Below are 25,534 nucleotides of genomic sequence, written 5' to 3'. Positions count from 1 at the left end.
AACATTTTAACTTAAAAAATGTTAAACACAAATTCTATTAAGGGTTGTATCAACTTCTTCTGCCGTTGCTTTTTGCTGTTCTGCGTGCTCTGCAACTATCGTTAAACCTTTATTAATATCTTGGCTTAATGACACAACTGCCGCCATATTATCGTTAATTGAAGCAGTAGATTGTTGTTGCTGTTCAGTACCACTGGCAATTTGTGATGTTAAGGTATTTACCTCAGTAAATACTTGGCCAATTTTTCCTAGTGCTTCAACAACTTCTTCAGATTGTTGTAAGCTATCTTGCGTTAAGTTTTCGCCTTTAGCGATAGCATTTACCGCATTGGTCGATTTTTCTTGTAGCCCTTCAACCATAGATTGAATTTCAACGGTAGACTCTTGTGTTCTATGCGCTAACGCTCTAACTTCATCAGCAACAACAGCAAAACCTCGACCTTGTTCTCCTGCTCGAGCAGCTTCAATTGCGGCATTTAATGCTAATAAATTTGTTTGGTCAGCTATTCCACGTATAACATCAAGTACGCTACCAATACGCGAACACTCTTCTTGTAATAATGCGAGTTCGTTGGCCATCTCGGTTACTTCATTGGCGAAGGCTGCAATGGTTTCTTGACTTGTGTTAGAGGCTGACGTTCCTTGTTGCAACAGGCTTAATACTTCATTAGAGGTGTCACTCACTTGAGCTGCACCTTGAGATAACGTTGTAGATGTTGAAGCTATTTCATCAATCGAAGAGGCCATCTGTTCAATTTGCTCTGCTGATTGATCAACGATAATGACAGAATCACTGATTTGACTGGTTAAAAAGCCTGCGCCTTGTCTTAACGAGTCCGATTCTTGCCTTATATCTTTTATAACATCGGCTAAGTTAGCGATAAATAAACTGAGCTCATTAACAACCCCAGCAAAGTCATCACTCTGTTCATCTTTAAGCGGTTCAGGAGGCGCCTGATCAACACTGATCACTAAATCTAAATAATGTTTTAAGTTCTCGATGCGTTTACTTAAAAATTGGGTTGAAAAGAAAAAACTCGCACTTACCTGAGCAATAACTAATACCAGCAATAAAGTAATAACACTGCCCTTGTTCATGTCTTGTGCAAACAGCACTACAAATAAAAGAGCAAGCACTCCTATTACAGCAGTAGGAAGTAATAATTTAATATGTAATCGATTGAACATAATCCATCCAATTTAGTCTTGTAGAATATTATTTTTCTTAAATAAATATAACCGAAATCAGCCAATATTTACTCTATTACATAAAGTTACAGATAATTAGCCGAATTTGCGACATATTTTTGCAAATTAACGGATAATTTAATCGCTTTTAAAGACTTAGTGACACACTAATAAATCAATAGTTAAAGAAGCCGTCAACTGTATCGTCTCACAAAACAACCGTAGACGAGGGAAACTTCTCTTAGTAACATACCCTATTCGACTTATCTGATCCGTGAGCACCAAAATGAATATAACCATACTTTTACTTATTTTTTGTTGTCTCGCTGTTGTGATCGGTTCAATTATGACGATCAGAAAGTCAGCCAAGAAATTTATCTTAACCGATGCACAAAAGAAAAAGATTCAGCAAAGAGAAAGTGAACAACAACAAAAAGATAAACGTCAAAAATAACCCACTTTTATCTCTGTAATAATAAGCACGATTTTTCTCTAAAACTCTGTTTTTCTGCCTTTGTTACACTTCTTACAATTCTTACATTTTATATATGAATTACATTAACTTAGCATTGTAACCTTAAATGTACAGCATGAATTACAATCGCAAACCCTTGTTTTATATAGGCAAATATAAAAACATCGCTATATGCATTTTTTATCGGTTTAGTTGAAACATATAAATACACACAAAAACACACTATAAACTACTGTTTTAAAAGAATAAATCATAAAACAATCAAAAAACACTCATCTTGAGCCATCACTGTGTCTTCCTTGAAACACTCTCCGCAACAATCAAAACCAACATACTGATTTATATATACTTATTGACTTTCTTTAGGTGTTTCAACATGTAACAAAAACGTTAAAACCCTGTGATGTCGGTTTGAATAAAAATTGCAGTTAAGTTTAGTATCTCATTCGACTCAAAATGTCGAAGAAAATAAAACTTACAAGGTGGGTTTCAAAAATTTGCTTTGTGAAAAGCCACAAAAATCACTTGAGTGATTCAGGGAGAATAAAATGAAAAGTTCAAATACAAATTATTTGAAAACTTTTAAACGTTCATTAACCGCCGTTGCCATTTCGACGGTTATTGGCATGTCATCTGCTTCAGCAGAAGATGTACGAGGTGTTGTATCTTTAACTCAAGGTACAGCTGAAGGTATTACTGTAAAAGCGGTCAATTTAGAGACAGGTACTACACGACGAATTAGTTTAAGTGATGACGGTAGTTATCGACTAGCGAAATTGCCTTCAGGTCCTTATGAAGTAACAGTATCTAAAGGAAATACCGTACTTGCTCTCGAAAAAGTAAGAGTCTCATTAGGTAAAAATACGATAACTAACTTTGAAGTTGCTGCTCCAGATAGCGATGTTGAAGTAATTCAAGTTGTTGCTTCTACGGTAGCAACCGTTGATTTAACCTCTTCAGATTCAGGTTTAACCATTGGTGAAGCTGATATCGATGTCATGCCAATTGCTCGTAACATCACTGCAGTTGCTTTATTAGCGCCTGGTGTTGTCAAAGGTGATACTACCTTTGGTAATGCAGCATCTTTTGGTGGTTCATCTGTTGCAGAAAATATTTGTTACATCAATGGTATGGAAGTTACTAATACTCGTAATGGTTTAGGGTGTGGTCAGCTACCGTTTGATTTTTATAAGGAATTTCAGGTGAAAACAGGTGGTTATTCTGCCCGTTATGGTAGAGCGACCGGTGGTGCGATTAATGCAACCGCAAAAAGTGGTACTAATAAATGGGAATTTGGTGCAAGAGCGACTTACACTCCTGACTCATGGAGAAGCGACAACGAACAGATGTCACGTGCGAATGGCGGCACAGGTACTGGCTATCGTAATGATGCAATTAACAAGCAAACTGACAAAGAAATTACCTTGTCAGTAGGCGGTCCAATTATTGAAGATACCTTGTTTTTCTATGCAATGGTGAATCCTAAAGATTCAACACGTACATATGGATGGCAGCCATCTTTTTGGAATCATTACCTTGCTGATAACCAAGTGCGCGATCGTGAAAGTCAAGATGATGTTTTTTGGGGCGCTACCGTTGATTGGGATATCAGTGAAAACCATCGTTTAAGTTATTTTGGTTATTCAAATAAAACAGAGTCAATAGAAACAATTTACGCTTATGATGATGTTTTGACTGCTCAAAGAGGGGATGAAATAGGTGCTAACAAACGATTACGTGGTGGCGAAACGCATAGCATCAGTTACACGGGTTACATTACTGATGATCTAATTATTTCAGCATTGTATGGTACAATCGATGCAGATTATGAAACAAGCCCAACAGAAACTATTTGTCCACAAGTAAATGATGCACGTTCTCCGGCTCCTGCTGTTCTTGCTACAGGTTGCGGTCAAGGTGGTACGTTTGGTGAAAATACCGATAGTAATACACAATATTCATTTGATATAGAGTATGCATTTGGCGATCATACGATCACTGCGGGTTACGAGTTGCAAGAGCGTGATACAACACGTATATCAAAACCATCAGGCGGTCATAGTTACACATATTATACATTAGGTGCTGGCGCTAGCATTCAAGGCCTGAACGGTGTGTTATTTACTAACAATTCTGATACCCCTCAAGAGTATGTACGTGATCGTATATTTTCTGGTGGCGGTGGTTTCACAAGTGACATTGAAGCATATTTTATTGAAGATAAATGGGAAGCTACTGAAGATTTAACATTAAGTATTGGTTTCCGCGTTGATTCTTTTGAGAACTATGGTGTTACAGGTAATACATTAACTCAGTTCACGACTGATGTTGCGCCCCGTTTAGGTTTATCTTGGGATCCAACAGGTAATGGCGAAAGTAAAATATTTGCTACTGCAGGTCAATATTATTTACCGATTGCGAATAATACTATTTTCAGAGCTGCTTCAGGAGTAGATGACAGGACAACACACTATACTTTTACCGGTATTAATTCGGCTGATGGTACGCCAATCGGTGCTGCGCCAGTAAATGGAAGTGAAGCGAATTCTCAAGTAGTTAACTCAACTCCACAACCTCCGACAAAAGATACTTTCCAAGCTGCAGAAGCTGAACCGTTTTCTAAAGTAGAATATATTATCGGGTATGAAGGTATGCTAGATGATGAGTATTCTGTTTTAGTTAAAGGTACTTATCGTTTTGTTGAGACGGCACTTGATGATTACTGTGGGGCTTATGCAAATGCTTATTGTATGATGCTGAACCCTGGAAGTGATGCTTCAATCTACCTTGATGCAGATGGCGATGGCTTCCGTGATAATAGTACACTGACAACATTTGATAATGACACAACGATTCAATTACCTGAAGGAATAAACAAGTACTACGGTTTAGAAACTACGATTCGTTATCAAGGTGAAAAACTAAACTGGTCAGCTAACTGGACATGGTCACATAGCTACGGAAACTTTGAAGGTGCGGTTAAATCAGATAATGGTCAGCAAGATGCTGGTTTAACAACTGATTTCGATTTCCCAGCATTGATGGATGGTGCTTATGGTAATTTACCAAATGACCGCCGCCATGTATTTAAGTTCTACGGTAGCTATGAAGTGATGGAAGACTTAGTACTTGGTTGGAATTCGACACTATCAAGTGGTCGTCCTCGCGGTATACAAGGTGGTAGCTATTGGAGTACAGATGGTGATTTATATGGTAGCTACGGTGATACTTATTATATAACCCAAGATGATGGTTCATTAGATTATTTCCCTCGTGGAAGTAATGGTACAACTTCTTGGACTTTCAATGTAGATTTATCAGCTAACTATAGTTTCGAGGTCAATGACATCGACATGTTATTGACATTAGATATCTATAATGTGCTCGATAACGATGCTGCAACAACTGTTGTTGATAACTATGAAGGCATAGGCTGGGCTGCTGGTGGACGTAACCAGTTCTATGGTGCAGCCAAAACTTGGCAAACTCCAAGATTTGCAACATTAGGATTAGAAGTAAGTTTTTAATAAGTTAAATTTTAAAACCTAAGAATAAAAAACCGGTTAATATGATTAACCGGTTTTTTTCTTTGAGGTTATTTTAATTAAAATTAGCAGCCTTTAGCAATTACTCTTAGATATGAAATCCAGTTAAGATTATTAATTACGATAAATAGTTTGAATTAAATGATAACCAAAACGTGTTTTAACTGGGCCATGAATGGTTAACACTTCTTTTTTAAACACTACATCATCAAATGCTTTGACCATTTGACCTTTTTTAAACTCTCCTAAATCGCCACCTTTCTTCTTTGAAGGACAAGTCGAGAATTTTTTCGCCATTTGGCCAAAGTCACTACCCTTTGCAATTTTATCTTTAATTTCTTGAGCTTGTTTTGCGGTTTTGACTAAGATATGTCGTGCACACGCTGTTGCCATTTTCACTCCTAAATTCTCGTTTATTTTTTAGATCTCTTACTATTTTAAAGCAATTTCCCAATGAGTTCATAATTTCTAGACGAGAAAACACATTGTTATTTTACAATCGGAACCTTTTTGACATAAAATGTCAAAATACATTATTTCTTAGTAGGTTTTCCATGAAAGTAATCGAGCATTTATTTAAAAACAACCGCGACTGGGCTGAAAAAATCAACCAAGAAGATCCTAATTTTTTTCAATCTTTGTCTGAACAACAAAACCCAGAATACTTATGGATCGGTTGCTCAGACTCACGCGTTCCCGCGAATGAATTATTAGGCATGCAACCGGGTGAGGTTTTTGTACACCGTAATATTGCTAACCAAGTAATTCACACTGATTTAAATTGTCTTTCTGTTATTCAATATGCGGTTGAAATTTTACAGGTAAAGCACATTATCGTTTGTGGCCATTATGGTTGTGGTGGCGTGCAAGCTTCTTTAGACACGGAAAGCTATGGCTTAATTGATAACTGGTTAAGACATATCAAAGACGTTTATCGTTTTCACAAAGCAAAACTTGATGACATCACCGATAATACCGAAAAAGTAAACACGTTATGTGAGCTCAATGTCATTGAACAAGTCGCCAATGTTTCTAATACCACTATTTTACAAAACGCTTGGCAGAAGAACCAAGATATTAAAGTCCATGGTTTTGTTTATAATTTGCATGACGGAATATTAAAGGATCTTAACGTGACCAGCCCAAAACAAAATTAAACTCGTGCTATTATTTAGTTTCTGACATAAAAAATCCCGCAATAGCTTGCGGGATTTTTTATTTTTTAAAGATGTATAATTATTGTATTAAATAATTATAAAACACCACGTTCCATTTGATTCAATTCGATAGACTTAAACAAAGCCGTAAAGTTACCTTCACCAAAACCTTGGTCGTCTACACGTTGGATCATTTCAATAAAAATAGGACCAAAGATATTTTTAGTGAAAATTTGTAATAAATATGAGTTTTCTTTTTGACTATCCACTAATACTTGATGTTCACGGATGCGTTGATGATCTTCCTTTACCCATGGAATACGATCAAATACATCATCGTAATATTCTGGAACAATATTTAAAGTATCAATAATATCTTTATCAAGCTTATCTAACGAGCCTAATAAATCTTTCGAAATAAAAGCTAAATGTTGTACACCTGGACCATTATATTCATCTAAATATTCATCTATTTGATTGTTCTTTTTACCTTTACCTTCATTGATAGGTAAACAGAAAGTGCCACAAGGTGATTGTAAAGCATAGGAAACGAGCGCTGTTTTTTCGCCTTTAATATCAAAATAGCGAACATCAGAAAAGCCAAAGATATCTTTATAAAAATTTGACCAATATTCCATGGTACCTTGATGAACATTGTTTGTTAAATGATCAACGCGTAAAAACCCTTTCTCCTCTTTGAGTACAGGCTCAGCGATATCTTCAAAATCATCTTCGTAGATAGAGCCTTCAGCACCAAATTTATCGATAAAATAAATGAGGCTATCACCAATGCCATAAATAGCAGGATAAGGCAGTTTATTATCAGCATTCTCAGCAGATTTTGCGCCACGTTTAACGGCTTCTTCAAAAGCAAAATCGGCATCATCCACTCTCCAGCCCATAGAACAAATGGCAGGGCCATGGCTCTTTGCAAACTCTTTAGAAAAACCGGCTTGTTCATTATTTAATAAAAAATGAATATCATTTTGATTAAAATAATCAATATCGCGTCCTTTAAACTTTTTAGTTTTAGAAAAACCAAAGCCGTAAAAAGCATTTTCCATAAAGTCAGAATCTGGTGACGCGTACTCAGTAAATTCAATACCACGTAAATTTAACGGGTTAGCTAGTTCAGTCATGTCTATCTCTCTTTAACATCGATAAAGTTATTATCACCATGTTAAATAAGAAGAGAAAGCTTCCAGAAAAGAGAGTACGGCATGCTTACGTAAAACTTTATGTACGAATAAATCGCTCAATAAAGATTCGACTCAAAGCAAGCTCAATCAATGCCTGCACAACAGATGTAAACATATTGTTACGCCGGATTTTATCGCGTGTTAATTTAACCATTATGCAAAGAAATAAACACAAGCTGTCCATAGCAATGCTGCCGTTGCTGCGGCAAATGTTGCCGGTACAATTTGTGATTTAACATGATCCATTAAATCGCAACCTGTTGTCATAGAACTTAAAATGGTTGTATCTGAAATAGGTGAGCATTGATCCCCATAAACACTACCATTTAATACCGTGGCAAAGCATACCATCATAAATATTTCGGGATTAGCGAGCCCTTGTGACTGGCAAACCGCCCAAGCTAACGGCATAGCTAATGGAAAAGCAATCGCGTATGTTCCCCAACTTGTCCCTGTGGAAAATGCAATGACCATGGTAATTAGCTGCAATATTACCGGCAGTGTCCAAAACGGTAATTGCTCACCAAGTTGAGACACTAAATATAAACCACCGCCAATTTCTTTACTGATAGTTCCTATGATAACGGCCAACATTAAAATAACCGATGCCACCACAACCCCTTTTAAACCGTTACCAAAACCATCAATTAAATCCATTAATGACATCCCTTTGCCTAACGCTATAAAAGCAGAAAGCAATAGTGCGGCGCCAAATGCCCAGTTAATTTTGGGTGATTCAAAGACAACAAAAGTAATAACGGCTGTCGCAACTAAAGTAATTAAAGGAAGAATAAACTCTAAATGATGGGAGTGATAACCTTTAGGTACTTCACAACGTTGTAATTCTTTGGCGCTTAATGGTTTAGCATTAGGAGCATCTAACTCGCCTGTAGTGAGAGCGCGATGTTGGGCAGCACGAATACGTTTGCCGGCAAACGTTGTGATATTTAAACTTAATAGCAAGGTACCTAATACCGCTAATATGCCATAAAAACTGAAAGGAACACTTGAAAAGAAGAACGCGATACGATCAGACTCAGTTGCTAAAAATGAGACACCTGGAACAAAAATAAGGGCTTGCACGTACGCAGGCCATGCATTAAAAGCAATAACGGCCGCAATAGGTGACGCCGTTGAATCAACGATATAACTCATTTCTTCATGACTTACCTTGGCTTTATCCGCGAGAGGCCTTACTGTTGTACCCACTAAAACAGTACTCATTGTTCCCCCTTGAAAAAACAATATCCCCATAAACCATGAAATTAACTTGGCTGATCTTGGCCCTTTAACATAATTTTCTGTCATATAGTGTGCAAACGCTTGTGCTGCACCCGTTTTGGACCATATACCGAGCAATCCTCCTAACAACCACAAGTAAAGCAATAGCAATCCCGCAGCCCCCTGACTGGCGAGATTGGGAATAATGACACTGTCAGTGAGATCATAATTACCAAGCATCAAAGCTCCCACCACTATGCCTCCAAATAAGGCTGTTAACGGCTCTCGAGTGATCAAACATAAAGCGATGGTAATAAACGCTGGTAATAACGACCAGAACCCATAATGAAACGCAGGTTTTAATAAAAATAACGATTGGCTATCATCCATGACCCACTGCTGTTTCAATGTTGGCGCTTGGTTAAGTTGATTTAAATGTTGCTGGTTTAAGGGTGACGACTGATATGGAACAACCTGATTGATTTCTATTTCTTGTCCGTTATAAATATAGGCATCTTTACCTTGCGAGGTTTGAAATATCTCATATACATAGCGCTGTTCTAACCAAGTTTTATCAATAGAATGATGAATATATATCGCCAGTGAAAAACCTGTTATAAAAATTAGCAGGGCCAAACGGTTAAGGTTTGTAAATAAAGTAAAATTTGAAAACATTAAAAGTCCTATGCTCTTAGAGGCATTTACAGAAAAAACACATCAAACTTTAAAAGCTATGAATGTTTATTTTATTAAACCTAACAGTTAACTAAACCATTGAGAAATTTTACTTTTTATATAGCGGCATTCTTTAGCAAAACTGTCAGTTTTCAATGAAATAATATTAGCGACGCTTAAGGGTATTAACACAATAAAGATTAAAGACATCGCTTGCTCTTTCTCTTCAATCATTATACTAGTCCCTATTATTGCGGCTGCCCATAAAATAGATTGTTGAATAACCGCCGATTTAATACTCATGGTTTCTCTTGCATGATCCCCTACGGTGCCATATTCAAAAGCAGATAATTTCTGAAAAAAAGTGCGGTTTTTTTCATATTCATTGGATAAGGTTTCTACCTCACCCATTTTCGCTATTGCCAGTTTAAACGCAGTTTTATCGTCTTGACCTTGTGCCTGGAAAGATTCAATCTGGCAATATAAGTGATCTTTAAGTTCTTCTATATTCTTACTTTTAATACTGTCATGACATAAAACCAACTCACACCACTGTTGAACGGCTTTGCTTAAATCAAAATGATTACTGCTCATTGCTCTCTCCCATTAACTTTTCAAGCATAGTATTTAGTTGTTGCCAATTTATCCGTTGCTGTAAAAGCTCTTCCTTACCTAAGGCGGTTAAATGGTAATACTTTCTTTTACGGCCGGTATCACTTGTTCCCCAAATGGCTTCAATAAATTCCTTCTTTTGCAAACGATGTAAAATCGGATATAACATGCCATCAGCCCATTCCATCTCACCATTAGACAAGGCCTTAACTTTTTGGATAATTGCATAGCCATAACTTTCACCTTGATTTAACACGGCTAAAACCAATGGTGTGGTTGATGCGGCAACAAAATCTTTGGAGTACTTCATCGACAACTCAATACATAGAACTATAAGGTATAAATATACATAGCATTTCTATGTAAGTAAAGTAACACTGTTAAATAACAGACTTATTTTTCCTTCATTTCTCCAGTAAAAACTGAAGAAAGAACTATTAGTTTAGTTAACTTTAGCTATAATCATTTTGTTCATGGCTATTCAAAGAAGATTGAAATTGTATCTGTTGTTAATGAAAATCCCCTTTGCCCTCTTTTTGCTATTTAGCTCTAGTAGCCTTGTCGCAAAAACAACAATTGAGTTATATGTTTATTTTGATAAGCCCCCTTTTATTGTCGATAAAAAAGATAGGGTAGGCTTAAGTTATGACTTTGCTGCTGCGCTTAACCAACACTCTAAAACATATCATTATGTTATCGTTCAAATGCCAAAACCTAGAATATTAACGGAGGATAATATACGCAGTGCGGTTTTATGGACTAACCCTGCTTGGGTTGATGATATTCCAATGAATAAATATGACTGGATTTTAGATTTAATTCCTGAGCGAGAACTCTATATTACGCACGACAAAAACATGAATTATCAAGATATTAGCTCATTACATAATAAAACTATCGCGACAGTCAGAAACTATACCTACTTCAATTTAGAAAAACTTTTTAAAAATAACCTCGCTATTCGTACTAATGTACATAATGAAAAAGCGGTGACATTAATGCTGCTGTATAAACGTGCCGAAATTGGCGTTGTCGGTCTGCAAACCTTTGAGTATTTTAAACGAACCATTCCTGATATTAATGATAATTTAAAAATATTAACGGGGTATAACAAAGCATTTCAGCGTAGTATTTTAATCAGTAAATCGACCCCACAACTTAAACAAGATATTGAAGCCTGGTTTAACTCAGCCAAAGGAAAATCAGAATGGTTAGCGTTAAAAACAAAATGGTTACTGCATTAACCCAAACAAAATTAATTTTATTGTAAGTAAAACATTAGATGACAACTCAAAAAACTTTTATCATAGGTTTGCCCAGAACCGGCACCACTAGCATTTGTAGTAAATGTTTAGATTTAGGTTTTAAAGTTTCTCATACTGCCTATACACAAAAAACATTCGAGCAGGCAGATGTAATTGCTGATACACCTGTTTTTACTGATTATCAACAACTTGATAAGTATTACCCGAATAGCAAGTTTATCTATTTAGAAAGAGAGTTAAATGTATGGTTACCATCAATTAGACAACTATTACAACGCATGTTCCATAACATCACCCGAGATGATGGTGGCTTTAACCCATACTTAAAAAGATGTTATCAACAAGTATTCTCTCCTTTTACCTTAGAAAATATACTCCAAGATGATTTCTTAATTGATTGCTATAAAACACATAAAAATGAAGTGCTAAATTATTTTCTACAACGTGAGAACGATTTGTTGGTGTTAAACATTAGTCAGGCTGAAAGCCTAAACCAGTTACAAGCATTTTTCGGTTTAAATAAAACGGCTGAAAGCTTCGAAAAATTAAACTGTGGTGGCAAAGTGACGGCTTGGAAAGATATAAAACATCCATTAAAAGTAGAGTCTACCCACAACGGCCGGATCTCTACTTTAGATTATTTACAACTAGATTAGTTTTAATTAGTAACTAATTAATTTATAACCATTTCTTACGTTTAAATAAAATCACTAACCCTACTGAAATAGTTAACATCACGCCTAATAAAATAAAGTAACCGTTCTTCACCTTTAACTCAGGAATATGTTCAAAATTCATCCCGTAAATTCCAGCTAAAAAGGTTAACGGCACAAATAATGCGGTAATAACCGTTAAAATCCGCATCGTGGCATTTAATTGATGAGAAGTAATCGACATGTAGCCATCAACAAGATCGCCACAAATATCATAATACATTTGAGAAAGGCTTAATAACCTATCTAAACGCTCTCTTAAATCATTAACCGTATGGATTTCTTTTGCGGTAATTAATGAGGTTTCTTCATCTTCCAGCAACGTATTTAAAGTATTTCCAATGGCAAGGTGATAATTAAAAGTACGTCTAATTTTAACCAACTGGGAGCGATAACTGGTGATTTCTCGCATCATTTGATCATTGCCACTTGATTGAAATTGATCTTCAATTTTTTCTAACTTGCTCTCAAAAGAAAACAACTGTTTTAAATAATTGCCACAACTGCTATGAAAAATCATCAGCGCTAAATGCATAGGACTACGTTTTAAGTGTTTTTCACTGGCGACATTAAATAAGGCATTGATCGCAATTGAGCTTTGAGTGTGGCAAGTAATTAATATTCGATGCCCTACAAACATACTAATTTGCAAGTTTTCAAAATTTAAATTTTCATCATTAGCGACAAAGCCTCGATACAATAAAAATATATAGTCATTAAAGGCTTCAACTTTTGGTGGATGTCTATCCCTTTGAGTATCTAAAATGGCTAACGGATGACAACCAAACTCTTCGAGTATTCGCTTTTCTTTTGCTTTGTCTAAACCTTCAAGATCAAGCCATAAAAAAGCACTGTCATTGTCTTTCCATTGCTGAATAAGAGTTTCATCGCCTAATTCAGCTGATGAGGTGGGCGATATTAACAGAGATTTGATCATTCACGTTTACCTTATAGAAAACATCTTAATTGTTGTCAGTTAGGGTTGGCTTTTTAAATAAACTAACCAACGTCCATTAGTTTTACTTTGTTCTTAATGTCACGAAAATTCAACAAAATTAATCAAACTCAATGTAATAATATCTATTTTAATGCTGAATAATATGCAAACTCGTTTGTCTTTCATCAAGGTACTGTACATTTTCTCCATTAAAAAACGCGTTCTCTTCGAGCATGATACGAATTTCTTTGTTCCAACCTTTTAAAAAAACAGTATTATTTAATTCTATTGAATAGGCAGTATTGGCATGTAAAGGGTGATCACCACTGCCTGATACACCTTGCTGAGCATCCCACATACCAATTGTAGTTCCGGCTCCGTGGCCATGAAACCCAATGGGATGGGTATAAATGGTTGGCGTTAATCCTTGCGCGATGGCTTGCGCTCTCGACTTTTTAAGTACTTCGTTACCACTGCGCCCTACTTTAAAATTATTAGTAAGAATATCTTGCAGCTTATTACCTAAAGTAAACGCAGAAATTAGCTCTTCTGGCGCTTGTTCTTCATTCTCTTTTAATACATAAGCATGTTGCTGAATATCAGTATTTAAACGTAAATAGTGAATACCAAAATCTACATGCAATAAATCTCCTGGAACAATAATATTTGTTTGATAGCCATTGGTAAAACTATCGACATGATCAAATTTCTTGTTTTCTTTTCGTTGAATACTAACACTAGGGTGAAACCAAGTTTGTAATCGTAATTGACGTACTTGATCTCTAAACCACCAAACCAGATCATCAGTCGTCGTTTTGCCAACTTCAATAACTTTATTTGAAAAACCAAGCGCAATAATATCGTGCGTTAATGCCACCATATTTTCATATACGGCCATTTCATTTGGAATACGTTGTTCTAACCAGGCGACTCCTAGCTGCTCAGCAGAGACAATTCGTGTTTGATATTGTTTGGGTAAAACAGCGAATAGTTTTTCCTTATCTGTCGCTGTCATGCCGTCTGCGTGTGCCCAATGCTGAGATTGATTTATCGCAATGGTTTTAGGATCATATTGTTTGATTAAAGCTAATAATGCTTGCCATTGATCTGGGTTTGCCGTTTTGTCCCAAGCTTTTTTGAAGAGTTCACCAATTTTATAAGGGGCAATTGCATAGGCACTGACCGTTTTATCTTGGTTTTTAGCAAATACCAGCATAGTGGTGCGGCGCGCTGATAACCATTCTGCTGGTAAAAGTGTTTTTAAGATTGGGTCTTCGTTATATTCACGGCTGATCATCAACCAAAAATCGATACCCGAATCATCCATGAGTTTTGGTAATAACTGCTCAACTCTTTCACGGGTATTATTATTGATAAAGCTTGCTCTTTGCTTCATTGTCAAAATAGTAGCGTTATCAAAGTTCATATTATCGGAAGTTTTACCAATAAAACTCATTAACATTAACGCCATAACAATGATAAATTTAATGCGCATATAACACCTCTTTATTCCCTTAATTAAACTACTCAACTATTAAATTGATTGGATTATTTTACTGTGTCATTTTCAGGAGCACTCTCTTTTTCCGTTTGCGCTTTAACAGATTCGATTGGCAGTTTCTTTTTCATATAGGCAATACTTTCAACGGGAATGACAATCGCTTCATTTAAATCAAGATCATAGAAAAAAGAAAAACGGCTTGAAGAGCCTAAAAATGCAAGCTTTTGTTCATCCTTATCGTTTGGTAATAACGCACTGTAATCATCGAAATTGCCAGCTTTTATTTTTAACGTATTATCAATGGCTAAATTTTTCACAAAAATCACCGTTATCACAATAATTGCTAAACAAAAAAGAATGGGATCTGAATATTTAGGTTTCATGGTTCTTTCAACAAATCGACCATAACCATTAAACTTTTTCCTTGCCCATAGCTCCAGTTTAAATGATAACAGATAAAATATTACCCAAAATACAAACACAACTATCGATAACGGCTCAAGTATAGATGCGAGTAAATAGTCACTTAGATCAGCAAATTTTAATATTTCAATACCAAATTCGGCATAATAAAAATAGCTATAAATAACCCCTATGATAGTGACAATAAAATAACAAATAGATAAAAGTAATGTTGGATGTTCTTTAGCGTAAACGCGAAGTAAATTATTCATAATTTTTTATTTTTATTGATTAACTTAACAATACTATAACGAAGATATTGCCAACGAAACATTAAAGTAACTTAAATTAATCAGCCAAGAATAGTCAATACTTCGCAAACCAGAAAAAATGCGCTAAAGTTGTCCAATAAAAATATATAGGTCAATGCCAAATAAAAATAATAAAAAGGCTATAATTCTTAATATGCTTAAAGACTTAACAATTGATGAACTAAAAGTAGGAATGTTTGTTAAAGACATTTTCCTCAAAGATAGTGATCATAAAGTAAAAAATCAGGGAGTGGTTAATTCAGCAAGAACCATTGAGCTTCTAAAAAAGCAAGGTGTGGTTCGTGTTGTCATTGATTGTGAACAATCGAATTTTCCAGAAGATGAACCTGATCCAACCGTTGCACAGGATAACGATAATACGGATGTTGAAGAAACTTCTTTAACAGATGAGTTCGAACGATCCTGTGATATCTACCAGCAATCGGCTGAAAACGTAAAAGAGTTGATGTTAAATATATCTTCAGCTAAGCCTTTATCAATGGAGGCTATGACTGTTCTTGCGGGTGAAATTACCAATTCTATTACCCGAAATGAACATGCCATGACCATACTCACCCGTATACGTGAAAAATCTAACTATCAATGGGAACATGCCATTAATTGTGCGGTGCTCATCTGTGGCTTTTCTATCTATCTTGGATTTAAAAAAAATACCGTTCAAGAGTTAACGTTAGGGGCATTAATTCATGACTTAGGCACAGCAAAAGTTTCTAGAACCATCTTAGAAAAACAAGAAAAATTAACTAAAAACGAAATGTCTGTCGTTCAAAAACATGTACTTTGGGGCATGGAAATGTCAAAAAGAGAGGGATATTCTAGCCCAATCTTGACCGATATGTTGGTAAATCATCATGAAAGACTTGACGGCTCAGGTTATCCGCGTGGTATAGCCGGTGATAAAATATCAAAGCTTTCTCGTATTACTGCTATCGTTGATGTTTACGATGCCATGACTGCCGATAAACCTTATAAAAAAGCAATGCTACCTCAAGCTGTTTTTCGTCATTTACTGAACGAAAAGAAGAAATTTGATGCGGATATTGTTCAGCAATTTATCAAATACCTCGGCATACATCCTGTCGGCTCCTTAGTTGAATTATCCAACGAAAAAATAGCCATTGTGATTGAAGGCAATAGAACGGATCCGCTTAAGCCTAAAATAAAAGTCATCTATAGCCTTAAACTAAATAGCTATACTAAACCCGTTGAATTTGACTTAACTCAGGAAGAATTCGTAATTATCAATTCAATTAAAGCCAGTGATTATCAAATCAACCTAAATAAAACCATTCGAGATATTGTCACATAGACAATTGCGGGAATTTTCAATCATTACTCTGAAAATATCGCCATAAAAAAGCCAATTACAGACTGTAATTGGCTTTTTAATCAAACAAAAAATAATGTTATGGCATCATCATTTCTTGATCTGCACCCTCTTTTTCAATAACTTCTGGGATCAAGTCTTCTTTCGACACCCCTAGAGCAAGCGCAACCGCACTAGCAACATATATTGATGAATAGGTACCAATAAACACACCAAATAATAATGCAGTAGCAAAGCCATGAATAAGCGCCCCACCTTGATAAAATAAAGCAAATAATACTAACAAAGTGGTAATTGAAGTAATAAAAGTTCGGCTTAAGGTTTGCGTTAAAGAAATATTAATAATTTCTGCTGGACCACCATCACGAATTTTTCTGAAGTTTTCGCGAATACGGTCTGAAACAACAATAGTATCATTTAATGAATAGCCTATTACCGCTAAAATAGCCGCTAATACGGTTAGATCAAACTCTAACCTTAAAAAGGAAAATAAACCTAACGTTAATAACACATCGTGAAATAAGGCAAATACCGAACCTAATGCAAAACGCCATTCAAAACGAAACGCGACATACACCAAAATACAAATAAGAGCCGTAAGCATGGCTAAACCACCTTGCTCGGTTAATTCATCACCGACACTTGAACCAACAAATTCGATACGGCGCATGACTAACTCTTGTCCCGTGCCTTCTTTTAGAATCGATAAAATTTGGTTACCTAACATTTCAGCTTTAATGTCTTCACGTTGCGCTAAACGAATAACAACATCACGTGAACTACCATACAGTTGTACAACGGCATCATCAAAACCATTACTGTCCATAACTTGACGAATAGTATTTAAGTCGGCTGCTTGCTCAAAACCTACTTCAATTAAGGTTCCACCGGTAAAGTCTAAACCAAAATTTAATTTATTAACCACTAATGAGGTCATCGCGGCTAACATTAATACCACACTAAACACCATCGCAAATTTGCGATAATGCATAAAATTAACGGTTTCTTTCAATTTTAATAATTGCATAATTTGATCACCTATATTGAAAGCTTGTCAAGACGTTTACCGCCCCACACTGAGTTAACGATAGTTCGCGTACCGATAATGGCAGTAAACATTGATGTGATAATACCAATCGATAATGTGATAGCAAAACCTTTAATCGGTCCAGTACCCACTGCATATAAAATTATCGCTGCAATTAACGTGGTGATATTCGCATCAAGAATGGTTGAAAATGCCGCATCATACCCTTGATGAATCGCTTGTTGAACTGATTTACCTTCACGAAGCTCTTCTCTTATCCGTTCGAAAATCAATACGTTAGCATCAACCGCCATACCTACCGTTAAGACAATACCTGCCATACCTGGTAAGGTTAACGTCGCGCCCGGAATTAAAGAAATAACACCAACAATTAACACTAAGTTTGCCGTCAATGCTAAGTTTGCTACCACACCAAAAGCGCGGTAATAAAACAACATAAAGATAAAGACAAGGGCAAATCCGCCCATGATCGCTTGAAAGCCTAATTGTACGTTTTCAGCACCAAGCGTTGGCCCAACTGTACGTTCTTCAACAATACGAATAGGAGCAATAAGCGCACCGGCTCTAAGAAGTAACGCTAGGTTGTGAGCTTCAGCTTGCGAACCCGAGCCTGTAATTCTAAAGGTTTTACCTAAGCGGCCTTGGATCGTAGCAACACTGATGATTTCTTCGATTTTTTCATAAACAATATTCCCTTGAGCATCAAGGCGATCTGTTGGTTTAAATTCAATAAAAACCGTGGCCATTGGCTTACCAATATTATTTTTAGTCGCATTTGACCATTTACTGCCACCTGGAGAATCAAGCGTAATATTGACTTGAGGGCGAGAATATTCATCAAAACTAGAACCAGCATCAACAATATGATCACCGGTTAACATCACGCGTTTTTTCAATAATGATGGGCGACCATCCCGGTCGTATAATAATTGAGAACTTGAAGGTACACGGCCATTTAAGGCAGCACTTAAATCACCATCACTGTCGACCATTCTAAATTCAATAGTTGCCGTAGCACTTAAAATTTCTTTCGCTTTAGCTGTGTCTTGAACACCTGGTAACTCAATAATAATATTCTTTTGACCTTGGCGTTGAACTAATGGTTCTGCAACCCCTAATTCATTCACACGATTACGAATAATGGTAATATTTTGTTGTAAAGCGTACTCTCTAATTTCTTTGAGTTTCTGCTCTGTCATTGAAGCAGACAATGTCATTTTGTCACTATTTTCTTCAAACAGTAAATCACGGTATCGCTTTGATAAGAAAGATTCGGCAAGATCAACGTCTTCAGCATTTCTAAATTGAATCTCAATTGCAGAGCCAACTTCTTTTACCGTTCGATAGCGAATATTTTCACCACGTAAATCAGTACGGAAATCACCAATCATACCATCCGTAGCTTTAGCGATTGCTTCATCCATATTCACTTCCATGGTAAAGCTTACGCCACCGCTTAAATCTAAACCTAGCTTCATAGGAACACCGCCTACACTCGCTAACCAATCAGGCGTGTTTGGCGTAAGGTTTAAGGCAACTGAATATTTATCACCAAGATTTGATTCTAATAAATCACGCGCTTTAAGCTGATTTTCAGTATCAGTAAATTTTGTTAAAATTTGACCGTTCTCGAAAGTGATTTTTGAATAATCAATCCCTTCTTTAGTCAATTGTGACTTAATAGTGTCAAGTGTTGTCGCATTTGCTTCTACGCCCCGTAAACCTGACACTTGTACTGCTGGAGATTCACCGTAAATATTAGGTAACGCATAAAGCGCACCTATTGCTACGACAAATAGCACCAACAATTTTTTCCATAATGGAGAGTGGTTTAACACAATGTCATCCTATTTTTATCAATGGCTACTTCATATTTTTCATCACGAGTATCATTTCATTTTCTCAACCCGTGAATCAATCATATTATAAGTTTTTCATAGTACCTTTAGGCAAAACCGCATTAACTGCAGCTTTTTGAACAGTGACTTCAGTACCTTCTGCAATGCTGATAACAATAAAGTCTTTATCATCTGACACTTTCATTATTTTACCAACAATACCGCCTTGCGTTAGCACTTCATCACCTTTAGAAAGTGCTGACATTAAACCTTTGTGCTCTTTTACACGCTTAGCTTGTGGACGATAAATCATGAAATAAAATACAAAACCAAACACCAATAACATGATAACCATTTCCATACCGCCACCCTGAGGTGCTGGTGCCGCTGCAGCATGTGCTTGACTAATAAATAAACTCATAATTTTCCTCTTATACTTCTTCTATTAAATGATAATTTTTATGATTAATTGGGCCTTTCAAAGCCAATTAATCGCTAAACTTGTTCACTTCCTGCCGCTAAAGGCGGGACAGGTAAGTCACGCAAGGCATAAAATGTTTCTACATATTCCGTTAACTTACCTTGCTCGATAGCATCACGCAATTCTTTCATAATACGCTGATAAAAACGTAAATTATGTAACGTGTTCAATTGTGAACCCAAAATTTCATTACACTTATCTAAATGGTGTAAATAAGCACGTGAATAATTTTTACAGGTATAACAATCACATTCTGCATCTAAAGGACTGGTATCAGTTTTATGTCGTGCATTTCGAATTTTTAACACGCCATTGGTCACAAATAAATGACCATTACGGGCGTTTCGTGTTGGCATGACACAATCAAACATGTCGATACCGCGACGCACACCTTCCACTAAGTCTTCAGGTTTGCCTACTCCCATGAGATATCGGGGCTTATTCTCAGGGATCAAGGGGGTGGTATGATCTAAAATTCTTACCATATCCTCTTTTGGTTCGCCTACCGATAAACCACCGATTGCATAACCATCAAAATCAATCGCTTTTAAACCTTCGACTGAAATTTCACGTAAATCTTCATACATGCCACCTTGCACTATACCAAATAACGCATTGGGGTTTTCTTGGTGAGCATCTTTAGAACGTTGCGCCCAACGTAATGAAAGCTCCATTGAATCTTTTGATTCTTGATGAGTAGCAGGATAAGGCGTACATTCATCGAAAATCATCACGATATCAGAGTCTAATTTACGCTGAACTTCCATCGAACGTTCAGGCGTTAACATAATTTTTTCACCATTGACTGGAGAGCTAAACTTAACACCTTCTTCGGTGATCTTACGCATTTTACCTAAACTAAAAACTTGAAAGCCGCCTGAATCAGTTAAAATAGGTTTATTCCAATTAATAAACTCATGTAAACCGCCATGCTGTTCAACAATATCAGTGCCAGGACGAAGCATTAAATGAAAGGTATTTCCTAAGATAATTTCAGCACCAATATCTTCAACTTCTTCTGTTTTCATGCCTTTCACTGTGCCATAAGTTCCTACTGGCATAAAAGCTGGAGTTTCAACCGTGCCACGAGCAAAGGTTAAACGTCCTCTTCTCGCTTTACCATCTTTGGTAATTAAATCAAACTTCATTGCTTTAACGGGTAATTTTTCTGTCATTATAAATTCCTCAACCAACTAGCGAAACAGGCCAGCGGTTTAGTTTAATCGTATCGTTTAGTTAGTTTTTTTGGTTAGCAGCATGGCATCACCATAACTAAAAAAACGATACTTTTCGGCAACAGCATGTTGATAAGCTGTCATGATATTTTCGTAGCCAGCAAATGCGCTCACTAACATTAATAGGGTTGATTCTGATAAATGAAAATTAGTGATTAAAGCGTCAATCACTTCAAATTGATAACCAGGGGTGATAAAAATATCCGTGTCACCATAAAATTCTTGCAATGGCTGACCGTTTTTAATCGACGATTTTGCCGCACTTTCAATCGACCTAACCGAAGTAGTACCAACAGCAATAACACGTTTTCCGTTGGCTTTAGTTTCAGTAATTTGTTCGACCACTTCTGCTGGTACTTCAACATACTCAGCGTGCATTATATGGTCGGCAATGTCATCAACGCGAACCGGCTGAAAAGTGCCTGCCCCGACATGTAAGGTAACAAAGGCAAAATTCACCCCTTTTTCGCTAAGCTTAGCTAATAACGCATCATCAAAATGTAAACCGGCCGTTGGCGCCGCAACGGCACCGGGTTTTTCATTATAAACGGTTTGATAACGTTCTTTATCGCTCTGTTCATCGGGACGATCAATATAAGGAGGTAATGGCATGTGTCCGACGTCTTCAAGCACTTGCAATACATTGTCTTGTGAATGTATTTCTAATTCAAATAAAGCGCCATGCCTTGCCACCATAGTTGCATTTACTTTATTTTCAAGCAATAACTTAGTATTTACTTTCGGCGACTTGCTTGCGCGAATATGAGCTAAAAATCGTTTATCATCAAGCAAGCGTTCAACTAAAACTTCCACTTTTCCGCCACTTTCTTTTTGACCAAATAATCGCGCAGGGATGACTCGGGTATTATTAAAAACCAATAAATCTCCTTGATTTACTTGGTTTAATATTTCAGTAAAGGTGGTATCTGTAATCTCACCACTATTGCCATCAAGGGTCATCAAGCGACTCGATGATCTATTTTCTTTAGGGTAACGAGCAATAAGCTCTTCGGGTAAATTGAAGGAAAAGTCGGCAACACGCATGATATTTTAGGAATATTTACTCAGTGAAAAACCGCGTAATTTTAGTGTTCATAGCAACGAATAGCAAGTAAAACCGCGTTAACCGTGAAGCTAATTATCACTATAAGTTTACTACTGTGGATCTATTGGTTAATTGGTTAATTGGTTAATTGGTTAATTGGTTAATTGGTTCGTTATTTTAAAATGACTAACTTAGTGGTTACAGTACTGTTAGGTTCTTTAACGTTACTCTCTTGCCTTATAATGCTGAGTATCACTGAGATCAATATTGACCATTGATATAAAATATCTGTCTTGCCCCTATTTGTATCGTATGCTGAATAAAAGTTTTTCATGATGATGTGCTATGAATGATTATAATTTAACGCAAACCTATGCCATTGCTAAGACCATTTTAAATGGTTTTGAGCGACATATTTTTTTATTTAGTGCCATCACACGATCGGCAAAAGAGCGTTTTGAAAACTGCCAATGGCAAGCTATTCATAAAGCAGCAAAAGAGCGAACCGACTACTTTGATAAGCGAGTCATTGAAACCCTTAATACGATAAAAAAAGATTTTGGTATCGAATTATTAGATAAAAAACTTTGGCAAAACATCAAAAACTGTTATGTCGAATTACTGTTAAATCATCCACAAGCTGAATTAGCAGAAAGTTTTTATAACTCAGTGTTTTGTCATCTTTTTGAACGAAAATATTATCATAACGATTTTATTTTCGTGGAAGCGAGCGATCTCACCGAACAGCAAATATCTGCCGCTCAAATTTATACTCGCTACCACCCTGCGGAAAAAGGGTTAAGTAAAACCATCACTCATATCATCAGAAAAGCGAGTTTTTCGGCGCGATTTTCTCACCCTAAAAAAGAATTTAGCGCATTAGTTCGAGCATTTATCAAAAAGCCTCAATTAGCAAAATTCCCCCTTGATGCGCTTAAACTCGATATTCTCAACTTTACTTTTTACCGCAATAAAGGTGCCTATATCATCGGTAGAGTCATTTCTCCAGATGGTGAAACCCCTTTTATCGTCGCCATAGTGAATGACGAAAAAACAGGCTTGCATTTAGATGCACTGCTAACAGAGCCAGAAAATATGGCGGTAGTTTTTGGCTTTGCACGTTCGTACTTTTTTGTTGATTGTTTTTACCCACAAGCCCTAGTTAACTTTTTACAAGGCTTGATCCCCCATAAAACCCGAGCAGATTTATATTCAGCTATTGGCTTTCATAAACAAGGTAAAACGCAATTTTATCGTGATTTTTTACATCATTTAGCTAGCAGTAATGATCAATTTCAATTAGCTGACGGAATCAAAGGCATGGTGATGTCTGTTTTCACACTTCCTTCTTACCCTTATGTTTTTAAAATTATTAAAGACAAGTTCGCACCAAGTAAGAAAATGACGAAAAAAGATGTCAAAGCAAAATATCGCTTAGTGAAATTACACGACAGAGTCGGTCGAATGGCTGACACCATGGAATACTCGGAAGTTGCTTTTCCAAAAGCTCGCTTTTCCCAAGCCCTTCTTGATGAACTTATGTTAGTTGCACCTTCAATTATCCGATTTGAAGAGGAACTTATTATTATTCAGCATTTATATATTGAACGTAGAATGACCCCTTTAAATATATATTTAGCCGATGCATCGGATGAAAAAATAGATGAAGCAATGTTTGGTTATGGAGAAGCAATCAAACAACTCATTGCAGCTGATATTTTTCCCGGAGATATGTTATTAAAAAACTTTGGCGTTACCCGACATGGCAGAGTAATTTTTTATGATTATGATGAGATCACTTACATGAATGAAGTAAATTTCAGGGTAATACCTGAGCCAGTTACCGAAGAGCAAATATTTGCGGCAGAGCCATGGTATTCAGTTGCTCCTGGTGATGTTTTTCCAGAAGAGTTAGCAACCTTTGCTTTAGCAAATCCTAAATACCGCAAGGCATTTTTAAAGCACCACAGTGAATTGCTCGATGCCAAATACTGGCAAAAACACCAACAAAATATTGCTCAAGGCGTCATCGAGAATGTTTATCCTTATCCTCAAGAGTTAAAATTAAGTCAAAACGAACTAAGTTTACGATAATTGCATATTTATTAGCCGAACAGTATAAAATTAGAATTTAGCGCTTTACCTTTGTAATTGCTTGGGTATAATTCGTCTCCGTTGCAGGGGTGTAGTTCCAATTGGTAGAACAGCGGTCTCCAAAACCGACGGTTGGGAGTTCGAATCTCTCCACCCCTGCCATTTTCTTCCCAAATTATTTCTATCTATTCAGCTATTGTTCTTATCATTAAGTTATAAACATTTATTAATTTAAAGCCTTCAAACCAGCGGTATTACATTGCTGCCCTTTTATGAAATTCCGTGAGCAAATACCACTTAACAAGTAGCTTTTTGCTATTTATACTGCGATGATAACTAAACACATCTTAATGACAGAACGCTAATGACTATCACCACAAGACAATTCAATCACTTAAAAGCGATGGGGATTACCTTGTGGCAACGTAAAAATCTTAAGCAAACTTCAAGTGAAGTTAAAGAAGAGTCTACTCGCAATATTACCGGTGATTTTTCTGCCAATGAAATTAACAAGCTAACAATATTTCAAGATATTTTACATGCACTGTCTATTAAACCTGATGATATATCGTGGCAAAAGTCTCACCTCGATTTAGGACTATTTAATTGGCAATTTACCGATAATGCTAATATTCGCTTTGAAAAAGCGACACTTATTACACCGAGTTTAGACAAAATAGCTCAGTCACCGGTAGCGAAAAAACAACTTTGGCAAACCTTTATCCAACATAACTTAAATCCTTAAAACTGCTATGTCGCTTACATTTTTACCTATTACCCTTAACGATGTTGGCACACTTATGCCGATTGAAAACGATTGCCATTCACACCCTTGGAGTGAGAAAACCTTTAAAAGCTGTATTGGGGATCGCTATTTCGGTCATTATTTAAAAGACAAAGAGCATATCATTGGCTTTTATATTGGCGAATATATTCTGGGTGAAGCGACATTAATGGATATTTGCATTTCGCCATCCTACCAAGGTAATGGCTATGGAAAGCACATCCTCAATTTTTTTACCAACGAAGCTAAATCACTCGGCGCCGAAAAACTGCATTTAGAAGTAAGAGCAAAAAACATCTCCGCCTTAATGATGTACATTAACGATGGCTATGCTGAAATAGCACGACGCACGGGGTACTACCCTAGCGCAATTGGCTATGAAGATGCGATTGTGATGACAAAGTCGATATAAATTCGTTTTCAGTTATTTATTGCAGTAAAAATTAAAGCTTTTCAAAAT

23 protein-coding genes and 1 tRNA gene are annotated in these 25,534 nt (G+C 36.4%); 10 read left to right on the top strand and 14 right to left on the bottom strand.

Annotated features, from left to right (window positions below; translation table 11 throughout):
- Nucleotides 1-21: 21 nt before the first annotated feature.
- The gene (locus tag RM573_RS13815; RefSeq protein WP_311583246.1) at nt 22-1,188 is read right to left on the bottom strand and encodes a methyl-accepting chemotaxis protein; all 1,167 of its coding nucleotides are present in this window, start codon (nt 1,186-1,188) and stop codon (nt 22-24) included.
- A gap of 286 nt (nt 1,189-1,474) precedes the next feature.
- Here RM573_RS13815 and RM573_RS13810 point away from each other — a divergent pair, with 286 nt between their 5' ends.
- Together RM573_RS13810 and RM573_RS13805 are read left to right on the top strand one after the other, a co-directional pair.
- The gene (locus RM573_RS13810) at nt 1,475-1,642 is read left to right on the top strand and encodes a DUF2897 family protein (protein WP_311583244.1); all 168 of its coding nucleotides are present in this window, start codon (nt 1,475-1,477) and stop codon (nt 1,640-1,642) included.
- 569 nt (nt 1,643-2,211) lie between these two features.
- Nucleotides 2,212-5,190: a TonB-dependent receptor gene (locus RM573_RS13805; protein WP_311583241.1), complete on the top strand. Its 2,979-nt coding sequence runs from the start codon at nt 2,212-2,214 to the stop codon at nt 5,188-5,190.
- A 132-nt stretch (nt 5,191-5,322) separates the two neighbouring features.
- On the opposite strand, the gene RM573_RS13800 is transcribed toward RM573_RS13805, so the two are convergent.
- Nucleotides 5,323-5,601, bottom strand: a complete 279-nt coding sequence (locus RM573_RS13800; RefSeq protein WP_311583239.1) for a peptidylprolyl isomerase — start codon at nt 5,599-5,601, stop codon at nt 5,323-5,325.
- A gap of 161 nt (nt 5,602-5,762) precedes the next feature.
- Here RM573_RS13800 and can point away from each other — a divergent pair, with 161 nt between their 5' ends.
- Complete coding sequence (gene can, locus RM573_RS13795; protein WP_311583236.1) at nt 5,763-6,365, top strand: carbonate dehydratase; 603 nt, start codon at nt 5,763-5,765, stop codon at nt 6,363-6,365.
- Between the two features lie 95 nt (nt 6,366-6,460).
- Here the strand turns inward: can and hppD are convergent, their stop codons facing one another.
- The 4 genes from hppD to RM573_RS13775 all read right to left on the bottom strand — a co-directional run bounded on the left by hppD (nt 6,461) and on the right by RM573_RS13775 (nt 10,382).
- Nucleotides 6,461-7,504 (bottom strand): 4-hydroxyphenylpyruvate dioxygenase, encoded by a 1,044-nt coding sequence (gene hppD, locus RM573_RS13790; protein ID WP_311583234.1) that lies wholly within the window; start codon nt 7,502-7,504, stop codon nt 6,461-6,463.
- 213 nt (nt 7,505-7,717) lie between these two features.
- Nucleotides 7,718-9,460, bottom strand: a complete 1,743-nt coding sequence (locus RM573_RS13785) for a Na+/H+ antiporter NhaC family protein (protein WP_311583231.1) — start codon at nt 9,458-9,460, stop codon at nt 7,718-7,720.
- Between the two features lie 87 nt (nt 9,461-9,547).
- Nucleotides 9,548-10,054: a permease prefix domain 1-containing protein gene (locus tag RM573_RS13780; RefSeq protein ID WP_311583228.1), complete on the bottom strand. Its 507-nt coding sequence runs from the start codon at nt 10,052-10,054 to the stop codon at nt 9,548-9,550.
- On the bottom strand, nt 10,044-10,382 hold the full coding sequence (locus RM573_RS13775; RefSeq protein WP_311583226.1) for a PadR family transcriptional regulator: 339 nt from the start codon (nt 10,380-10,382) through the stop codon (nt 10,044-10,046). The genes RM573_RS13780 and RM573_RS13775 overlap by 11 nt, the downstream gene beginning before the upstream one ends.
- 202 nt (nt 10,383-10,584) lie before the next feature.
- Here RM573_RS13775 and RM573_RS13770 point away from each other — a divergent pair, with 202 nt between their 5' ends.
- Together RM573_RS13770 and RM573_RS13765 are read left to right on the top strand one after the other, a co-directional pair.
- Entirely contained in the window at nt 10,585-11,316 is a 732-nt protein-coding gene (locus RM573_RS13770; RefSeq protein ID WP_311583223.1) for a transporter substrate-binding domain-containing protein, read from the top strand.
- A gap of 38 nt (nt 11,317-11,354) precedes the next feature.
- Nucleotides 11,355-11,993, top strand: coding sequence for a sulfotransferase (locus tag RM573_RS13765; RefSeq protein ID WP_311583220.1), 639 nt, complete (start codon nt 11,355-11,357; stop codon nt 11,991-11,993).
- Nucleotides 11,994-12,015: 22 nt separating this feature from the next.
- Here RM573_RS13765 and RM573_RS13760 read toward each other — a convergent pair whose 3' ends face one another.
- The 3 genes from RM573_RS13760 to RM573_RS13750 all read right to left on the bottom strand — a co-directional run bounded on the left by RM573_RS13760 (nt 12,016) and on the right by RM573_RS13750 (nt 15,162).
- A complete protein-coding gene (locus tag RM573_RS13760) occupies nt 12,016-12,987 on the bottom strand; it encodes a magnesium transporter CorA family protein (RefSeq protein WP_311583217.1) in 972 nt (323 codons plus the stop codon).
- A 148-nt stretch (nt 12,988-13,135) separates the two neighbouring features.
- Nucleotides 13,136-14,482: a M24 family metallopeptidase gene (locus tag RM573_RS13755; RefSeq protein ID WP_311583214.1), complete on the bottom strand. Its 1,347-nt coding sequence runs from the start codon at nt 14,480-14,482 to the stop codon at nt 13,136-13,138.
- A 53-nt stretch (nt 14,483-14,535) separates the two neighbouring features.
- Nucleotides 14,536-15,162, bottom strand: a complete 627-nt coding sequence (locus RM573_RS13750; protein ID WP_311583212.1) for a hypothetical protein — start codon at nt 15,160-15,162, stop codon at nt 14,536-14,538.
- 193 nt (nt 15,163-15,355) lie between these two features.
- Between RM573_RS13750 and RM573_RS13745 the strand changes: the two genes are divergently transcribed.
- On the top strand, nt 15,356-16,531 hold the full coding sequence (locus tag RM573_RS13745) for an HD-GYP domain-containing protein (RefSeq protein WP_311583210.1): 1,176 nt from the start codon (nt 15,356-15,358) through the stop codon (nt 16,529-16,531).
- A gap of 97 nt (nt 16,532-16,628) precedes the next feature.
- Here RM573_RS13745 and secF read toward each other — a convergent pair whose 3' ends face one another.
- The 5 genes from secF to queA all read right to left on the bottom strand — a co-directional run bounded on the left by secF (nt 16,629) and on the right by queA (nt 22,195).
- A complete protein-coding gene (secF, locus tag RM573_RS13740) occupies nt 16,629-17,576 on the bottom strand; it encodes a protein translocase subunit SecF (RefSeq protein WP_311583208.1) in 948 nt (315 codons plus the stop codon).
- An 11-nt stretch (nt 17,577-17,587) separates the two neighbouring features.
- Nucleotides 17,588-19,435 (bottom strand): protein translocase subunit SecD, encoded by a 1,848-nt coding sequence (secD, locus tag RM573_RS13735; protein ID WP_311583206.1) that lies wholly within the window; start codon nt 19,433-19,435, stop codon nt 17,588-17,590.
- Nucleotides 19,436-19,520: 85 nt separating this feature from the next.
- Nucleotides 19,521-19,856, bottom strand: coding sequence for a preprotein translocase subunit YajC (gene yajC / locus RM573_RS13730; protein WP_311583203.1), 336 nt, complete (start codon nt 19,854-19,856; stop codon nt 19,521-19,523).
- Between the two features lie 74 nt (nt 19,857-19,930).
- Nucleotides 19,931-21,064: a tRNA guanosine(34) transglycosylase Tgt gene (tgt, locus tag RM573_RS13725; RefSeq protein ID WP_311583458.1), complete on the bottom strand. Its 1,134-nt coding sequence runs from the start codon at nt 21,062-21,064 to the stop codon at nt 19,931-19,933.
- 84 nt (nt 21,065-21,148) lie between these two features.
- Nucleotides 21,149-22,195 carry a tRNA preQ1(34) S-adenosylmethionine ribosyltransferase-isomerase QueA gene (queA, locus tag RM573_RS13720; RefSeq protein ID WP_311583200.1) on the bottom strand — a complete coding sequence of 349 codons (1,047 nt, stop codon included), beginning with the start codon at nt 22,193-22,195 and terminating at the stop codon, nt 21,149-21,151.
- Between the two features lie 346 nt (nt 22,196-22,541).
- Between queA and aceK the strand changes: the two genes are divergently transcribed.
- The 4 genes from aceK to rimI all read left to right on the top strand — a co-directional run bounded on the left by aceK (nt 22,542) and on the right by rimI (nt 25,486).
- Nucleotides 22,542-24,290: a bifunctional isocitrate dehydrogenase kinase/phosphatase gene (gene aceK / locus RM573_RS13715; RefSeq protein WP_311583197.1), complete on the top strand. Its 1,749-nt coding sequence runs from the start codon at nt 22,542-22,544 to the stop codon at nt 24,288-24,290.
- Between the two features lie 85 nt (nt 24,291-24,375).
- Nucleotides 24,376-24,452 (top strand) — tRNA-Trp (locus tag RM573_RS13710).
- A gap of 202 nt (nt 24,453-24,654) precedes the next feature.
- Entirely contained in the window at nt 24,655-25,035 is a 381-nt protein-coding gene (locus RM573_RS13705; protein ID WP_311583194.1) for a DNA polymerase III subunit psi, read from the top strand.
- 7 nt (nt 25,036-25,042) lie between these two features.
- Nucleotides 25,043-25,486: a ribosomal protein S18-alanine N-acetyltransferase gene (rimI, locus tag RM573_RS13700; protein ID WP_311583191.1), complete on the top strand. Its 444-nt coding sequence runs from the start codon at nt 25,043-25,045 to the stop codon at nt 25,484-25,486.
- The last annotated feature ends 48 nt before the right edge of the window (nt 25,487-25,534 follow it).

The sequence above is a fragment of the Thalassotalea castellviae genome (assembly GCF_031846185.1).
Taxonomy (GTDB): domain Bacteria; phylum Pseudomonadota; class Gammaproteobacteria; order Enterobacterales; family Alteromonadaceae; genus Thalassotalea_H; species Thalassotalea_H castellviae.
This window is presented reverse-complemented; position numbering and strand designations above follow the sequence as displayed.

Excerpts from the sequence above, each read along its gene's own strand:
- RM573_RS13815 (WP_311583246.1), bottom strand. The coding sequence starts at position 1,188 with ATGTTCAATCGATTACATATTAAATTATTACTTCCTACTGCTGTAATA.
- RM573_RS13810 (WP_311583244.1), top strand. The coding sequence starts at position 1,475 with ATGAATATAACCATACTTTTACTTATTTTTTGTTGTCTCGCTGTTGTG.
- RM573_RS13805 (WP_311583241.1), top strand. The coding sequence starts at position 2,212 with ATGAAAAGTTCAAATACAAATTATTTGAAAACTTTTAAACGTTCATTA.
- RM573_RS13800 (WP_311583239.1), bottom strand. The coding sequence starts at position 5,601 with ATGGCAACAGCGTGTGCACGACATATCTTAGTCAAAACCGCAAAACAA.
- can (WP_311583236.1), top strand. The coding sequence starts at position 5,763 with ATGAAAGTAATCGAGCATTTATTTAAAAACAACCGCGACTGGGCTGAA.
- hppD (WP_311583234.1), bottom strand. The coding sequence starts at position 7,504 with ATGACTGAACTAGCTAACCCGTTAAATTTACGTGGTATTGAATTTACT.
- RM573_RS13785 (WP_311583231.1), bottom strand. The coding sequence starts at position 9,460 with ATGTTTTCAAATTTTACTTTATTTACAAACCTTAACCGTTTGGCCCTG.
- RM573_RS13780 (WP_311583228.1), bottom strand. The coding sequence starts at position 10,054 with ATGAGCAGTAATCATTTTGATTTAAGCAAAGCCGTTCAACAGTGGTGT.
- RM573_RS13775 (WP_311583226.1), bottom strand. The coding sequence starts at position 10,382 with ATGAAGTACTCCAAAGATTTTGTTGCCGCATCAACCACACCATTGGTT.
- RM573_RS13770 (WP_311583223.1), top strand. The coding sequence starts at position 10,585 with ATGAAAATCCCCTTTGCCCTCTTTTTGCTATTTAGCTCTAGTAGCCTT.
- RM573_RS13765 (WP_311583220.1), top strand. The coding sequence starts at position 11,355 with ATGACAACTCAAAAAACTTTTATCATAGGTTTGCCCAGAACCGGCACC.
- RM573_RS13760 (WP_311583217.1), bottom strand. The coding sequence starts at position 12,987 with ATGATCAAATCTCTGTTAATATCGCCCACCTCATCAGCTGAATTAGGC.
- RM573_RS13755 (WP_311583214.1), bottom strand. The coding sequence starts at position 14,482 with ATGCGCATTAAATTTATCATTGTTATGGCGTTAATGTTAATGAGTTTT.
- RM573_RS13750 (WP_311583212.1), bottom strand. The coding sequence starts at position 15,162 with ATGAATAATTTACTTCGCGTTTACGCTAAAGAACATCCAACATTACTT.
- RM573_RS13745 (WP_311583210.1), top strand. The coding sequence starts at position 15,356 with ATGCTTAAAGACTTAACAATTGATGAACTAAAAGTAGGAATGTTTGTT.
- secF (WP_311583208.1), bottom strand. The coding sequence starts at position 17,576 with ATGCAATTATTAAAATTGAAAGAAACCGTTAATTTTATGCATTATCGC.
- yajC (WP_311583203.1), bottom strand. The coding sequence starts at position 19,856 with ATGAGTTTATTTATTAGTCAAGCACATGCTGCAGCGGCACCAGCACCT.
- tgt (WP_311583458.1), bottom strand. The coding sequence starts at position 21,064 with ATGAAGTTTGATTTAATTACCAAAGATGGTAAAGCGAGAAGAGGACGT.
- queA (WP_311583200.1), bottom strand. The coding sequence starts at position 22,195 with ATGCGTGTTGCCGACTTTTCCTTCAATTTACCCGAAGAGCTTATTGCT.
- aceK (WP_311583197.1), top strand. The coding sequence starts at position 22,542 with ATGAATGATTATAATTTAACGCAAACCTATGCCATTGCTAAGACCATT.
- RM573_RS13705 (WP_311583194.1), top strand. The coding sequence starts at position 24,655 with ATGACTATCACCACAAGACAATTCAATCACTTAAAAGCGATGGGGATT.
- rimI (WP_311583191.1), top strand. The coding sequence starts at position 25,043 with ATGTCGCTTACATTTTTACCTATTACCCTTAACGATGTTGGCACACTT.